Source organism: Corynebacterium pseudodiphtheriticum (assembly GCF_023509295.1).
In the GTDB taxonomy this organism is placed as follows: Bacteria; Actinomycetota; Actinomycetes; order Mycobacteriales; family Mycobacteriaceae; genus Corynebacterium; species Corynebacterium pseudodiphtheriticum.
Window position 1 is genome coordinate 1074726 of record NZ_CP091864.1, and the last position, 13341, is coordinate 1088066.

Consider the following 13341-nt stretch of genomic DNA (forward strand, 5'->3'; position numbering starts at 1 on the left):
TTGTAGCGCGAGATCGTGAGCTTACATGAAAGGTTGAACCGTTCTTTGGTTCAGTGTCTGAAGTGAAGCCTTCGAGAGACTGCGAATGTACACAATCGATTTCCTATCCATTTCGGAGCACGCAACAATATGACAGCTTCTAAGGCCCCTCAGGTAGCCGTAAACGACATCGGCACCGCTGAGGATTTTCTCGCCGCGATCGACGAGACCATCAAGTACTTCAATGACGGTGACATTGTAGAAGGCACCGTCGTCAAGGTCGATCACGACGAGGTACTGCTTGACATCGGATACAAGACCGAGGGCGTTATCCCTTCGCGCGAGCTGTCCATCAAGCACGACGTCAACCCAGATGAGGTTGTTCAGCTGGGCGACCAGATCGACGCCCTGGTTTTGACGAAGGAAGACAAGGAAGGCCGTCTGCTGCTTTCCAAGAAGCGCGCCCAGTACGAGCGCGCTTGGGGTGCCATCGAGGACCTCAAGGAAAGCGATCAGCACGTCACCGGTACCGTCATCGAGGTTGTCAAGGGCGGCCTGATTCTGGATATCGGTCTGCGTGGCTTCCTTCCTGCCTCCCTGGTAGAAATGCGTCGCGTTCGCGACCTGGAGCCATACATTGGCCAGGAGCTTGACGCTAAGATCATCGAGCTGGACAAGAACCGCAACAACGTTGTTCTGTCCCGCCGTGCATACCTGGAGCAGACCCAGTCCGAGGTTCGCTCCGAATTCCTGCACCAGCTGCAAAAGGGTCAGGTCCGCAAGGGTGTCGTTTCCTCCATCGTCAACTTCGGTTCCTTCGTGGACTTGGGCGGTGTCGACGGTCTGGTACACGTTTCCGAGCTGTCCTGGAAGCACATCGACCACCCATCCGAGGTTGTCACCGTTGGTGACGAAGTAACCGTTGAGGTCCTGGATGTTGATCTGGACCGCGAGCGCGTTTCCCTGTCGCTGAAGGCAACCCAAGAAGATCCTTGGCGCGTATTCGCCCGCACTCACGCTGTGGGTCAGATCGTTCCAGGCAAGGTCACCAAGCTGGTTCCATTCGGTGCGTTCGTTCGCGTCGAAGAAGGCATCGAAGGCCTGGTTCACATCTCCGAGCTGGCCCAGCGCCACGTCGAGGTTCCAGACCAGGTTGTCAACGTTGGCGAAGAAGCCATGGTCAAGGTCATCGACATCGACCTCGAGCGTCGTCGCATCTCCCTGTCCCTGAAGCAGGCAGACGAGGACTACACCGAGGAATTCGATCCATCCAAGTACGGCATGGCCGACTCCTACGACGAGCAGGGCAACTACCTGTTCCCAGAAGGCTTCGACCCAGAGACCAACGAGTGGAAAGAAGGCTTCGACGAGCAGCGTCAGGCCTGGGAAGCTCGTTACGCCGAGTCCGAGCGTCGCTTCCAGCTGCACACCGCGCAGATCGAGCGCAACCGTGCCGCAGCAGAAGCCGCTGCTAACAGCGACGAAGCCGCTAACTACTCCTCCGAGTCCGGCGCATCGGATGCCGCTCCGTCATCCGAAGGCACCACCGAGGATGCAGGTTCCCTGGCTTCCGACGAGCAGCTTGCTGCACTGCGCGACAAGCTGGCTGGCAACTAAACAAGCCGCTTAGCTAGCCAAAATTTTCAGCTAGCGTCGCAAAAGCATAAGAACCCACTTCTTTCTGCCCCAACCCGGGCATTGAGAAGTGGGTTTTTGCGTTCTACACTGGGATTATGAAAATTATCGGACTTACCGGAGGGATCGGCAGCGGTAAGTCAACCGTCGCCCGAAGCCTGCAAAAACACGGATTCCCAATCGTCGACGCCGACCTCATCGCACGCGAAATCGTCGAACCCGGCCAACCCGCACTCGCCGAACTCACCAAAGAATTCGGCGCAGACATCCTCAATACCGACGGCTCCCTCGACCGAGGACTGCTTGCATCACGCGCATTCGAAAACAAAGAAACCACCCAGCGACTCAACAACATCACCCATCCACGCATCAACCAGCGCACACAAGAACTCTTCGACGAAGCCCGCGAAAATGGGGCAGAAGCCGTCATCTACGACATGCCCCTGCTGATCGATAAAGGCCTACACAAAGACATGGACGCAACCATCGTCGTGCACGCCGCAGAACACGTGCGCCTCGAACGGCTGACTACCAAGCGTGGCCTCGACGTTGACGATGTCCGCCGTCGCATCAACGCGCAAATCGACGACGAAACGCGCAAACAACACGCAGACATCCTCCTCGACAATAACGGCACTGAAGAAGACCTAACACAACAAATCGCACAAGCCGTCGACAAGATTAAACAGTTGACCAAGCACTAGCAGCCGAGATAGCAGAGTAGACTGGCGACTATGGCTTTTGCTGCTGAGTACCCTGTTTTATCTGAATCCGAACACCGCCCAGTCGGCGCAATCGAGCGCCGGAAAAAGACCTTCGAGGTCGTTTCCGAGTACCAACCGGCCGGTGACCAGCCAACAGCAATTAAAGAACTCGATCGGCGCCTGAAAGAAGGCGAATCCGACGTCGTCCTACTCGGCGCCACCGGTACTGGTAAATCCGCCACCGCAGCCTGGCTGATTGAACAACAGCAGCGTCCCACGCTAGTCATGGCACCGAACAAAACTCTCGCGGCGCAGCTAGCCAACGAATTACGACAGCTTCTCCCGCACAACGCGGTGGAATACTTCGTCTCGTACTACGACTACTACCAGCCGGAAGCCTACGTCGCGCAGACAGACACCTATATCGAAAAAGACTCCTCAATCAACGAGGACGTCGAACGCCTGCGCCACTCCGCGACCTCCGCGCTGCTATCACGCCGCGACGTCGTCGTGGTCTCTTCCGTCTCGTGCATTTATGGTCTGGGAACCCCACAGTCCTACCTGGACCGCTCCGTCGTCATGAAGGTCGATGACGAAGTAGAGCGTGACCGCTTCCTGCGCCTACTGGTCGATATTCAATACGAACGCAATGACGTCGGATTTACCCGCGGTGCCTTCCGCGTCAACGGCGATACCGTCGATATCATCCCGGCCTATGAAGAACGCGCTGTGCGAATCGAATTTTTCGGAGACGACATCGACGCGCTGTACTATATCCACCCTTTGACCGGCGACATCCTGGAACAAGTCGACGAGGTCCGTATCTTCCCAGCCACACATTACGTCGCGGGGCCAGAACGCATGGAAAAAGCCATTGCGGACATCAAAGAGGAGCTGCAACAGCGTCTTACAGAATTGGAAAATCGCGGCAAGCTTCTCGAAGCCCAACGGTTACGCATGCGCACCGAATACGACCTGGAAATGATCGAACAAGTCGGTTTCTGCTCCGGGATCGAGAACTATTCGCGCCATATCGACGGGCGAGAGGCTGGCAGCGCGCCAGCAACATTGATGGATTATTTCCCAGAAGACTTCCTCACGATCATCGACGAGTCACACGTGACCGTCCCTCAGATCGGGGGCATGTTCGAAGGCGATATGTCGCGCAAACGGAACTTAGTAGATTTCGGTTTCCGTTTACCCTCCGCTCTGGATAACCGCCCGCTGACTTTCGACGAATTTGAAAAACGCGTCGGCCAGACTGTCTATCTCTCTGCCACCCCGGGTGACTACGAAATCACCGCCGCCGGTGGTGAATACGTAGAGCAGGTCATTCGTCCGACGGGTCTGGTGGACCCGAAGGTCACCGTGAAACCAACCAAAGGCCAGATCGATGATCTTATCGATGAGGTCAAAACGCGCACGGCAAAGAATGAGCGCGTGCTGGTGACCACGCTGACCAAACGCATGGCCGAAGACCTTACCGATTACTTGTTGGAACACGGTGTCAAGGTTCGCTACTTGCACTCCGACATTGACACCTTGCAACGTGTGGAATTGCTGCGGCAGTTGCGGTTGGGTGAATTCGATGTGCTCGTCGGCATCAACCTGTTGCGTGAGGGCTTGGACCTGCCAGAAGTTTCCCTGGTGGCGATTTTGGATGCAGACAAAGAAGGCTTTTTGCGTTCGACGACGTCGCTGATTCAAACGATTGGTCGTGCCGCCCGTAACGTCTCAGGTGAAGTGATCATGTACGCCGACCGGATCACGGAATCGATGAACAACGCGATCGAAGAAACCGAACGCCGCCGGGAAAAGCAGATCGCCTACAACAAGGAACACGGCATCGACCCGCAGCCACTGCGGAAAAAGATCGCGGATATCCTGGACCAAGTTTACGAATCTGGTGATGACGGGGAAGCGGCAAATAACTCGGAATCCGGAGATGCGGCGCTCGTCGACAAGCCAGACGTGTCATCCATGGCAGAAGGCGAGATCCAAACTCTTATCGACGATCTGACGAAGCAAATGAAGGTTGCCGCCCGGGATCTCAAGTTCGAGTTGGCAGGCCGATTGCGTGATGAGATCGCGGATCTGAAAAAGGAACTGCGCGGAGTGAAAGAAGCTGGTATATAACTTGCAGCCAGTGTGGTGATAATCGCGTCATATTTGCCGGATTCTCCGGTGATTTTTCCGTGGAGTGTGAGATAAGGCGTTAGAATCGCACTATCGCCAAGTTCGGAAGGAACTCCCCGTGGTCGCATATTCCACCATCGTTACTGGATCTGACGGATCGGACTCGTCACTGCATGCTGTACGGTCAGCTGCGAGCCTGGCGCGGGCATTTCAAGCCAAGCTGATCATCGTTTCTGCTTTTTACCAGAAAAATGGTCTGATGATTGATGCCAAAGCCGACGCAAATGCGTTGCCCGTTATTAATCGCGATGCAGCTGAAGATATCCTGCTCGAAGCCCAACAGGTAGCTACGGGCGAAGGTGCAGAGCACATCGAGCTACGTGCACTAAATGGGGGCCCGGTAGCAGTGCTACGGGAGGTGGTTGAAGAATCCGCAGCCGATCTTGTGGTCATCGGCAACCGCGGCCTAAAGACGCTGTCCGGTCGTGTTTTCGGCAGCATACCCAGTGAGGTTACTCGGCGTTTTGATGTAGACGTGTTGGTTGTCAACAGTGATCATCATGAACAAGCAGACGAAGCGCAAGCATAGGGGAGCAGGGCTCCGGGAATCATGAGATCTGAATCCTCCGGCATGGGGAAGCCACCCGCTGATCCTAGCAGCGAAGATTACTCCACCATTGTGGTTGGCAGCGATGGCTCCCCGTCGTCGCTATTAGCGGTCCGGCGTGCTGCACGCTTGGCTGCAGCTTTCGACGCCGAGTTAATTATTGCGTGCGCCTACTATGAACCTGAAGACACAGCCGGTCAGCAAGAATGCCAAAGTGAGCATCCAGTAGTCGGACAAGAACATGCCGATTCTATATTGCAACCAGCGTGTGAAGAGGCCCGAGCGCTTGGCGTACAGACAGTGGCTGCAGCCATGGAAACTGGAAGCCCCGTCGCGGCGCTGATGCGCATAGTTTCCCAACACGATGCTGATGTGCTCGTGGTAGGAAACCGTGGCATCAATACCTTGACGGGGCGGTTATTGGGCTCGGTGCCAGCAGATATCGCACGACAATCCGATTGTGACGTGATTATCGTGCACACCGTGTCATAGCCACCACAGTTAGACAGGCACCGGCCGGTGAAAACCGGCGCAGTACAACTGCCTGTATGAGCCCACCCCTGCTAAGCCCAAGGATTCTTAGTCCCACCCTGCTAAATCCAACGTGCCGATAATGCTGAGAGTCTGCGTTGCGCGGGTACATGCAACGTAGAGATCCTGCCATCCCCGCGAGGAAGCAGCGATGATTTCTTCCGGCTCCACGACGATCACGTGGTCAAATTCCAGGCCCTTGTACGTGGCCGCATTGTGGGCAGAAATAATCGCATAACTGCGCTGGTTTTGGTCAGCGGTATCGTCTTCCGCACTCGCTGCAGTCTCGTCTGCGCGCAATTGATCACGAACATCCTCCGGCGAGGTACCACTTGGTAGCCAGCGCACAGCATCTTTCCGGTTACGGATAGCCTGGGCCACTGCGGTATCTGGGCTGTACTTGTGCACGATGCTTTCGGCCAGCTCAGCGATTTCTACCGGTGTTCGATAATTAATCGTCAGTTGATGCTGCCGGTAGCGCTTGCCGACGAACGCCTCTAATGCCTCGCTCCAGCTATCACAGCCAGCCGGTGAACTCGTTTGGGCAGGATCCCCAACTACCGTCATCCATCGGTTAGGGCTCCGGCGAAACACCATTCGCCATTCCATCGCAGAAAGTTCCTGCGCTTCGTCGACGACAACGTGCCCGAATGCCCAGGTACGGTCGCCTTCTGCCCGCTCTGCGGTGGTCCGATAATCACGTGCCTGCTGGCGACGCGCTAAGGTTTCCGCATCAATCACGTGGTGCGCAGACAGTATTTCTGAGTCGAAGACGTCATCGTTATCGGTGGATTCCGAAGTAGCCAGGATATCCAGTGCGCCCTCGGCTTCTTCCAGTGCTTCGCGCCATTCCTGCTCATCCGCAGCAGCTTGCTGTTCGTCGTCACCGCTGCCCAGCAGTTGGGCAAGCTCATCCAACAGTGCGGCATCAGAATCCGACCATCCTTGCTCCGAACGCCATAGGGCAGACACGAATTCTTCGCCACCGTTACCGCGACAAGCAGCGTGCAATTTCTCGCGGTCGGATAACAGTTCGCGCAATACTTGGCGCGGCCCTAACTGCGGCCAGAACTCGTCTACAAGCTCGTCGACGATGGCCTCATCGGAAATATCTTCATGCAACGCTGAAATATCCGCGCTATTGAGTAGGTTGCCACCATCTAGTGGATTGTGGCCTATGATTTCAGCCAAACCCTGCGCAAGAAGCTCTTGGAGCTGCTCACTGAAGATTTCACGGGCTTCGTTGTGCGGTTTTCGCGACCGTCGTGCCTTTGTACGAGCTGTTTTCACCATGGTCGGTGTCAGCTCCACGCGAGTGCCTTCTAGCACCACTTCCCGGCTATGCTTCGGCACGTGTTGATAAGCCTTGACCGCTGCCTTCAATACATCGACCATCTGCAGCGAGCCTTTGACCCGTCGGGTTTCAGCAGTGTCGTGCAAGGTAGGGCGCAACCCCGGGTAGAGACGGCCAATCGTACTTAGAACCACGCCAGTTTCCCCCAATTCGGGAAGAACCTGCGAAATATAGTTCAAAAAAGTCGGGTTCGGCCCGATGATCAATACGCCGGTGCGTGAAAGCTGCTCCCGCCAGGTGTATAGCAAGTAGGCCACTCGGTGCAGCGCAACGGCAGTTTTCCCGGTGCCGGGTCCTCCTTCTACGACGAGAACCCCGCGGGTGCTATCGCGAATGATCGCATCCTGCTCTCGCTGGATGGTTTCTACAATGGACTCCATGTGTTCACCGCGAGCGCTATTCATTGCGTGCAGCAGCGCAGCCTCGCCGGCTACATCAGCGCGATCCGCGTCGGCTGGAGCGGTGCCAGATAGGAGCTCGTCGTCGATATCCTTGACGACACGATCCGCGGTGCGAATATGTCGGCGAACCCGTACGCCTTCTGGGTGGGCAGTGGTGGCCAAATAGAACGGCCGAGCCATAGGGGCGCGCCAGTCGATCAGCAGTGAACGGTAGTCGTCATCGCGATCCATGAGACCGATGCGTCCGATGTATCGGCGGTCCAGACCTTCTGACGTCGGGTTTTCGCCTTTCGCGTCCACATCTATGCGTCCAAAAACCAGACCGATCTGTGCCAGGTTCAACTGGTCGAGTTTTTCTTGCAGTCGGTGATATTCGGTTTCGCGACGCAGCAAGGCATCGGAATCAGCATTGGCAGGGTCGATAGTTAGCTGTGCGTCGGCAAGACGCTGTCGTGCTTGAGAGACATCTGAATCCAAAATGCCGAACAAAGCATCAACATAGCTTTGTTCGGCAGCGAGCTCTGCAGAATAGTTCGAGTGATGTACTCGTTTGGTTCTCTGCGAACCCGTGGATTGCTGTCCCGTAGTTCTACGGGGAGACAATGGTCAGTATTTTCCTAGAAATCGATTTTCTTGTCGAGCTTCTTCATAGCCTTGGACAGAGCTTTGTCTGCCTTGCTTTGAATCTTCTCGGCGTTCTTGCGGGCCTTCTTTGCCTTCTTGCCGTGCTTCTTCTCGGCGTCCTTCAGAGCATCGTTGGCCTTGTCTTGGGCCTTTTTAGCGGCCTTTACGGTGCTCTTTTTGGCTGTTTTGGCGTTGGAGCGTGCAGCATCCAGCCATTCATTGGCATTCTTGGACCAATCGCCCTTGTTGTCCTTGACGTAGGCCTGCGCTTTTTCGCTGGAATCCTTGATCCAGTCGCTAGCCTGACCACCGAATTCGCCTGCTTTTTCGCGGGCATCCTGGAGCATCTTTTCAGAATCAGACTGTGTTGGCAGTGCCTGCTGCATCTTCTTGCCAGCCTGCTTCGAAGCGTGTTCTGCGCGCCACTTCAGGCCTGGTTTGCCCTCGGTGTCTTGGGAGGCGATGAACAAGCCACCCAGCAAAGCTGAGGAAGTAGCGAAGTTGTTTAGACGCGCGCGGCGCTCGTCATCTTCATCTGCAGACCAGAAAGCATCGCGGGTGAAAAGCGTCGGCAAGCTCGTGATTGCCAGGGTTGCAGCAGCCAGACGTGGTGCCTTACCGATAGCAAACAGGGAACCAGCACCAACTTTAACGCCGCCCAAGGCACGAGCGACGGTCTTTGGGCTGTTAGGAATAGCGTCCGCGATGTCTGCTGGGACGATCTTGCGCACACGCGCGATTAGGTCTTCGGTGGTGTCAACGCGTTCGTTAGTCTTCCGCAGCGCATCAACGCCGTCGAGGATGAAGACTGAAGCCAGCATTGGTCGTGCGATCTTGCGGATCATAGCTAGTAATGCTCCTTGTAATAGTAGCTCGAAGTGCTAAGCGCTAATTCTACGTTATCTGCCCACAAAGTGTGGTGGGCATTGTTCGTGACCTACCAGCGTCGTTCCCACCATTCTGCAAGTTTGCCGCGCTCTTCTCCCAAAGTGGTTGGGTTACCGTGCCCGGGCCAAACTTTGGTTTCATCGGGGTACTGGTCAAAAATCCGGTCGCTGACGTCATGGAATAAGCGCACGAAATCGCCTTCGGAATCGGTTTTTCCTAAACCGCCCGGGAATAGCGAATCGCCGACGAACAAGTTCGGTACACCATCAATCACAGCAGCTAACGCGACTCCACCGGGAGTATGCCCACGCAAGATAATCACCGGGTATTCCTTGCCAGCGAATTCGAGAACGTCGCCATGCTGTAGCTCCACATCGATGTTGCCGGGGATTGCTGGGGCATCCAGGTATGACGCGTAGTGCTTTGCGCCAGTTTTTTCCAACAACTCTTCCAACGCGCGCGTGTGATCCCAGTGGCGGTGGGTGGTCAACACCGTGGTGATGGTGACTCCTAATTCCTCAGCGAAAGCTAGCAGCCGTGGGGCATCGTCTGCGGCGTCGATCAGTAACGCCTGGTCGCCGTCGACAAGAAAATAACACTGGTTGTCCATCTCTGATATGGACACAGAATGTAACGCTAGGGTGCTCATGCAGACAGTTTACGTCGATAATGGTTGCTGCATACAACCTGGTAGTTTTGAAGGGACGAGAGCGTCTAAAGCGTGCTGGTTGCAGTCGGATATATAAACAGAAAATTGTGGGAAGGCTTGGTGGATCCGTGGCGGATCGTTTGGTGGTCAAAGGTGCACGCGAACATAACCTAAAAGGCGTGGACATTGATTTGCCGCGCGATAAGATGATCGCGTTTACCGGGCTTTCTGGCTCGGGTAAATCCTCACTGGCGTTCGATACTATTTTTGCCGAAGGGCAACGTCGATATGTGGAATCATTGTCTTCGTATGCCCGTATGTTCCTCGGCCAAATGGACAAGCCGGACGTCGAGTTTATTGAAGGCTTGTCGCCAGCGGTTTCAATTGACCAGAAGTCAACCAACCACAACCCCCGTTCGACTGTCGGGACGATCACCGAGATTTACGACTACTTGCGTTTGCTGTTTTCGCGTGCAGGAACCCCGCATTGTCCTACCTGCGATGCCGTGATCGAACGGCAAACCACACAAATGATCGTCGATCAGGTGCTTGCGCACGAGGAAAAAGCTAAATTCCAGGTGCTAGCGCCAGTCGTGCGCACACGCAAGGGCGAGTTTGTGGATCTGTTTGCTGATTTGTCGGCACAAGGTTTTTCTCGCGCACGGATTGATGGTGAAATCTATCAGCTGAGTGATCCGCCGACACTGAAAAAGCAGATCAAGCACGATATTGACGTCATCGTGGACCGTTTGCAGGTTAAGGCTTCGCAGAAACAACGCCTAACTGATTCGGTCGAGACGGCGTTGCGGCTTGCCGACGGCCTGGTGACCATAGATTTTGTTGATGATCCGGATTCTACTCGGATGTTTTCTGAGAACTCCGCCTGCCCAAACGGGCATGCTCTGACGATTGATGAGTATGAACCCCGCTCCTTTTCCTTTAACTCGCCGTACGGTGCTTGCCCGAGTTGTGACGGTTTAGGCTCACGCCACGAGGTGGACCAGGATTTGTTGATTCCGGATCCGGATGCCCCAGCCAATAAGGCGGTACAGCCCTGGTACGCCAGCCCGAATCAACGGTATTTCGTTAAATTAGTCGAAGGTCTGGCCAAGACACTGGATTTTGACCCGGAGACACCGTTTTCGCAACTGACTAAGCAGCAGCGTGATGCGCTGGTTAATGGCACGAAAACTGAAGTTCGTGTGCGCTACCGCAACCGTTACGGTCGCCAGCGCGATTGGACGGCCCCGTTCGAAGGTGCGGCAGGGTATGTGCGTCGCAAGCTGGATACTGCCGAATCGGATTCACAAAAAGACCGTTTCATGGCTTATACCCGCCAGGTGCCGTGCAAGAAGTGCAAGGGCACACGCTTGAAACCGGAGATCCTCGCTGTGCGGCTGGCTTCTACCTCACATGGTGAGCTTTCAATCGCAGGGCTGGCAGAGCTACCGATTGAAGAAGCCACGCAGTTCCTGGATACGCTGCAGTTGGATCACCGTAACGAAATCATCGCTGGTGCAGTACTCAAAGAGATCCAAGCGCGTCTGCAATTTCTTGTCGACGTCGGACTGACGTATCTGACCCTTAACCGGGGGGCTTCCACTTTGTCGGGAGGTGAGGCCCAGCGTATCCGCTTGGCCACGCAAATCGGAGCCGGGCTCGCCGGTGTGTTGTACGTGTTGGATGAGCCGTCTATTGGTTTGCATCAGCGTGATAATCACAGGTTAATCGCTACGTTGCAGCGCTTGCGCGATTTGGGCAACACCTTGATTGTCGTCGAACATGACGAGGACACGATTCGTGCCTCGGATTGGATGGTCGATATTGGCCCGCGCGCCGGTGAATATGGCGGCGAGGTCGTTTATCAGGGGGCCCCTGCAGGGATTGTGGATTGCCCGGGATCGTTAACCGGGGATTACCTGTCTGGGCGTAAGGTTTTGGCAGTTCCAGGAAAGCGTCGTCCAATTGATAAGGAGCGGCAGCTGACCGTTGTTGGTGCTCGGGAAAATAATCTGCGTGGCATCAACGTCACCATTCCGCTAGGAGTGCTGTGTTGCATCACGGGAGTTTCGGGATCGGGAAAATCTACCGTGGTCAACGGAATTTTGGCGAAGACTTTGGCCAACGAGCTTAACCGTGCCCGTCAGGTTCCGGGTCGCGCAAAGCGCGTGGAAGGTGTTGAAAACCTGGACAAGATGGTGCAGGTGGACCAGTCGCCAATTGGCCGCACACCGCGCTCGAACCCGGCCACGTATACCGGTGTGTTTGATAAGATCCGCAACCTGTTTGCCGAAACGCAAGAGGCTAAGGTGCGCGGTTATAAGCCTGGGCGTTTCTCCTTCAACGTGAAGGGAGGGCGTTGCGAATCCTGTCAAGGCGAAGGCACGCTGAAGATTGAGATGAACTTCCTTCCGGATGTGTTTGTGCCCTGTGAGGTGTGCCAGGGCGCGCGTTATAACCGGGAAACACTGGAAGTGCATTATAAAGGCAAAAATATTGCCGAAGTGCTGAATATGCCAATTTCGGAAGCAGCCGAGTTCTTCGAGCCGATTACTTCAATCCATCGCTATCTAGCGACGCTTGTCGACGTCGGCTTGGGCTACGTGCGCTTGGGGCAATCAGCGACGACGCTGTCCGGTGGTGAAGCGCAGCGGGTGAAACTGGCATCGGAGCTGCAAAAGCGTTCGCATGGTCGCACTGTCTATATTCTGGACGAGCCGACCACTGGGTTGCACTTTGAGGACATTCGCCGCTTGATGTTGGTAATTCAAGGCCTGGTGGACAAAGGGAATTCAGTGCTGATCATTGAGCATAACCTGGATGTAATTAAGGCAGCAGACTGGATTGTCGACATGGGGCCCGAAGGCGGCTCTGGTGGCGGCACCGTGGTGGCGCAAGGTACTCCAGAGGATGTGGCGAAGGTGGAAGCCTCTTATACCGGGCAATTTTTGGCGGAAATCCTGCATGCTTAGAGCGAGTGATGGCCCTGCTCGGAGCGAGTGACCGCAGTGCAGTGGCATTCCTATGGGGAACGTGCTCATCGATTTGTGTGATTGATTAATGCGTGCTAGAATGATGCGTACTACCACCTAGGGTTCCGTCCAGGAACTTAGGTCGCAAGTGGAGTCTCCTCCCACCCTATACCGCTCCGTGAGCTGGTTACGGGTAAAGGTGCATACGGCGAGTGATCTCTGTGTTGATCCCTGACGTGTGCTTTCTCGGGGGAGTGCTCTTATTGTGGCAGGGTAGACGTTTCATTCGCCCCTTTTGAACTTAGGAGTCACACATCAGCGCTGAAGCTCGCATTAATGAGCGTATTCGAGTACCGGAAGTCCGTCTTATCGGTCCTGAAGGTGAGCAGGTTGGTGTCGTTCGTACCGACGACGCCCGCAAAGTTGCCTATGAGGCCGATCTTGATCTAGTTGAGGTTGCGCCGAACGCAAAGCCACCTGTCGCAAAGATCATGGACTACGGCAAGTTCAAGTACGAACAAGCCCAAAAAGCCCGTGAGTCCAAGAAGAATCAGCAGCAGACCGTCGTCAAGGAGCAAAAGCTTCGTCCAAAAATTGACGACCATGACTATGAGACCAAAAAGGGCAATGTTGTCCGCTTCCTGGAAAAGGGCTCCAAGGTCAAGGTAACCATCATGTTCCGCGGTCGTGAGCAGTCGCGCCCTGAACTTGGTTTCCGCTTACTGGAACGCTTGGCTAACGATGTCGAAGAATATGGTGTCGTGGAAGCCAAACCGAAGCAGGATGGTCGCAACATGACCATGGTGCTTGGTCCAGTACGCAAGGGCAAGAAATAACGAACCGTCAATTAAAGGGATTAAG

Annotated in this window: 10 protein-coding genes; 7 read left to right on the top strand and 3 right to left on the bottom strand. The window is 55.2% G+C overall.

The window, feature by feature from the left end:
* Window positions 1-129: 129 nt before the first annotated feature.
* From rpsA to L9H78_RS04825, 5 genes are all read left to right on the top strand, one after another.
* Window positions 130-1596, top strand: coding sequence for a 30S ribosomal protein S1 (rpsA, locus tag L9H78_RS04805; RefSeq protein ID WP_023019548.1), 1467 nt, complete (start codon window positions 130-132; stop codon window positions 1594-1596).
* Window positions 1597-1712: 116 nt separating this feature from the next.
* A complete protein-coding gene (gene coaE, locus L9H78_RS04810) occupies window positions 1713-2318 on the top strand; it encodes a dephospho-CoA kinase (RefSeq protein WP_249618687.1) in 606 nt (201 codons plus the stop codon).
* A 30-nt stretch (window positions 2319-2348) separates the two neighbouring features.
* The gene (uvrB, locus tag L9H78_RS04815; RefSeq protein WP_023019546.1) at window positions 2349-4454 is read left to right on the top strand and encodes an excinuclease ABC subunit UvrB; all 2106 of its coding nucleotides are present in this window, start codon (window positions 2349-2351) and stop codon (window positions 4452-4454) included.
* Between the two features lie 118 nt (window positions 4455-4572).
* On the top strand, window positions 4573-5043 hold the full coding sequence (locus L9H78_RS04820) for a universal stress protein (protein ID WP_249618688.1): 471 nt from the start codon (window positions 4573-4575) through the stop codon (window positions 5041-5043).
* 21 nt (window positions 5044-5064) lie between these two features.
* Window positions 5065-5553 carry a universal stress protein gene (locus tag L9H78_RS04825; protein ID WP_249620650.1) on the top strand — a complete coding sequence of 163 codons (489 nt, stop codon included), beginning with the start codon at window positions 5065-5067 and terminating at the stop codon, window positions 5551-5553.
* Between the two features lie 87 nt (window positions 5554-5640).
* On the opposite strand, the gene L9H78_RS04830 is transcribed toward L9H78_RS04825, so the two are convergent.
* The 3 genes from L9H78_RS04830 to L9H78_RS04840 form a co-directional block, all read right to left on the bottom strand.
* Window positions 5641-7950: a HelD family protein gene (locus L9H78_RS04830; RefSeq protein WP_249620651.1), complete on the bottom strand. Its 2310-nt coding sequence runs from the start codon at window positions 7948-7950 to the stop codon at window positions 5641-5643.
* A gap of 14 nt (window positions 7951-7964) precedes the next feature.
* Window positions 7965-8816: a DoxX family protein gene (locus tag L9H78_RS04835; RefSeq protein WP_249618691.1), complete on the bottom strand. Its 852-nt coding sequence runs from the start codon at window positions 8814-8816 to the stop codon at window positions 7965-7967.
* Window positions 8817-8908: 92 nt separating this feature from the next.
* Entirely contained in the window at window positions 8909-9508 is a 600-nt protein-coding gene (locus L9H78_RS04840; protein WP_249620652.1) for an MBL fold metallo-hydrolase, read from the bottom strand.
* 128 nt (window positions 9509-9636) lie between these two features.
* On the opposite strand from L9H78_RS04840, the gene uvrA reads away from it, so the two are divergent.
* Window positions 9637-12480: an excinuclease ABC subunit UvrA gene (gene uvrA / locus L9H78_RS04845; RefSeq protein ID WP_249618693.1), complete on the top strand. Its 2844-nt coding sequence runs from the start codon at window positions 9637-9639 to the stop codon at window positions 12478-12480.
* A gap of 314 nt (window positions 12481-12794) precedes the next feature.
* Window positions 12795-13316, top strand: coding sequence for a translation initiation factor IF-3 (gene infC / locus L9H78_RS04850; RefSeq protein ID WP_081703749.1), 522 nt, complete (start codon window positions 12795-12797; stop codon window positions 13314-13316).
* The last annotated feature ends 25 nt before the right edge of the window (window positions 13317-13341 follow it).